The following is a 2,229-nucleotide window of genomic DNA, read 5'->3' on the forward strand; positions in this document are numbered from 1 at the left end:
CGTCCGCATAACGGCGAGTGCGGCGAAAACCGCCGACGCAACGCCGAAATCAATCAGCCATTCCACCCGGGCAAGGGGCAAAAAAACCTTGTCACAGTGTCAGATTCGGCCAACCGCGCCCGTTTGTCCGCCTTGCTGTTCAAAAACTGCGGTAAATCGATTGTCCAGCTGCCGCTGAATGCCGTAGCCGCACGGTCCAACTTCGTAGCAGAAGCGCAGCACCGCTCCCGGCTGGGAGAGCTTGCTCAAAAGGCGCGTATTCGATATCCGCCCGTGTTCGCGAACCTCCCCGCGCCGGTCTCCAACTGCCAGAGCGACCGAAATCGTCTCTTTGTGAACATCCAAACCGATGTAGGTGATATGCTCGTCCATGGCCCGTCTCCTATGCATGAGGCTCGGCGCCGGGATATCCAGCGCAACCCTCGATAACCTGCATACTGTGAGACGGGTCGCCCTACCTCAGGCGAACATGTGGTCTAGGAGTGAGTTTAGCCCTCGGGCTTCCTGCCACGCCTGCGGATTGATTGAAATCGATCTCCGTGATGGACGCTGCATTCGGGTTAACCGGACGGTGGATGCCAATGCGCTGGGTCGAGTTCTCGATCGGCGATGATCCCGGTTCCGAGCGGTGTTCGGGTAACCTAAGACCCACGAGCCAGAGAGGCCGCTCGCTTTGGTGCGCATCTTGCGTCACGTAATCTGTGATCGCGGCACACTACACCGTCGGAGAAGTCAAATGATAAGCACAAGGCTGTCTGCTTCGCCTGCTTTGGCAAGCCCCGCATGGGGAATTTGCAGCAAAACAAAGAAGCTGTACTCGCCGATTATGAGCCGAGCCCTGGCGCAAAGTGCTTGTGGTGCGGCTGTTGTCAACCCAAACGCCAGCTCTACAACTGGCCCCAACCGCCCGCTTGGATCTCGGGGGCGCACCATACGGTCGCAAGCGGCTAAGAAGCCCCCGCCACTTCCCACAGGGCATTTGACGGATATAGAAGTCATTGCAGCATGGTTCATCGGTGCTCTTGTACGCGGCCGCAACAGTCTCAGCCAAATCCGACAACCCGCTGAGCCGCGGTGGTCGCCGCGCGAAATCAGAGGTCTATTGCTAACCGCCGGGACCTTCCGCAAGAGCCCCCTAGGAGTGGAAGGAAAACACGAAGCGCAGGATCATGCCGTTCGCAGTCCACCGCTATTGCTGCACGCCGCCAACAGTACTGCGGGGCGGACTGGAGTCCGCCGCAAATGTAGGGCGTCCAGGGTGAGATCTTTGTCTTACCGACCTGGCACTGCGCCACTGCACTAGCCAAAAGTTACCCAATTGAGGAGCAAAGCTAATGATGCATCGCGATCTTATCAAACGATTCGATCTCACTGGGCGTTCTGCGCTGGTCACCGGCGGCGCCCGAGGGATCGGTCTGGAAATTGCGCGCACGCTCAGCATGGCAGGCGCCGAGGTCAGCCTCGGCGATCGCGACCTCGACGCCACCATGAAGGCCGCAGCAGATATAGGTCCGCAGGTCAAATCATTTCGCTGCGACGTCGGCGACCCACAGGCAGTCCGTGATCTGGCCGAAGCGATCGGCCCTTGTCCTGACGTGCTAGTCAACAATGCCGGTCTCGGACGCGAGGGGGAAGATACGAGTGACGAGGACTGGCGCCTCGTGACTTCAGTTAATCTTGATGGCGTGTTCTATTGCTGCAGAACTTTCGGCGGGATGATGGCGGAGCGCGGTTCCGGAAACATCATTAATATCGGTTCGATTTGCGGATTCGTTGTTTCAAAATCGTCGAACTGTCCAGCCTATCACGCCAGCAAGGCCGGCGTGCACGTGCTTACCAAGACCTTCGCGTGCAAATGGGCACGATCGGGAGTTCGTGTCAATGCAATCGCTCCGGGATACATAGCCACGAGGATGAACAACGAGACCAGCGAGCAATTCTCGACTTGGGTCGAACTCACGCCCATGGGCCGATTGGGCCGCGCTGAGGAAATCGGACAGGTCGCTCAGTTTCTCGCCAGCGACGCTTCCAGCTACATGACGGGCTCAGTTCTTAACGTGGATGGAGGTTACACAAGTTGGTGAGCGCCGCAGAGTGAGGAATCGATAAGACTCGAATGCTAGCCCGAAAAATTCGCGGCGGGTTGGCGGATGTGGTGCAAGCCGTTGAAATGAACTAGGATTTGGTTGCTTACGCCAACCCTAGTCATTTCCGGAGACCACACCCGCC

At 58.1% G+C, this 2,229-nt stretch carries 1 protein-coding gene and 1 pseudogene; one reads left to right on the forward strand and one right to left on the reverse strand.

Annotated features, from left to right (window positions below; genetic code table 11):
- Window positions 1–165 precede the first annotated feature (165 nt).
- Window positions 166–372, reverse strand: a pseudogene (locus ACWGTO_RS33190) (hypothetical protein); the annotation flags it as partial.
- A 962-nt stretch (window positions 373–1,334) separates the two neighbouring features.
- Here ACWGTO_RS33190 and ACWGTO_RS33195 point away from each other — a divergent pair.
- Window positions 1,335–2,084: an SDR family NAD(P)-dependent oxidoreductase gene (locus ACWGTO_RS33195; protein WP_454578917.1), complete on the forward strand. Its 750-nt coding sequence runs from the start codon at window positions 1,335–1,337 to the stop codon at window positions 2,082–2,084.
- Window positions 2,085–2,229 lie beyond the last annotated feature (145 nt).

The sequence above is a fragment of the Mesorhizobium sp. PL10 genome (assembly GCF_053714315.1).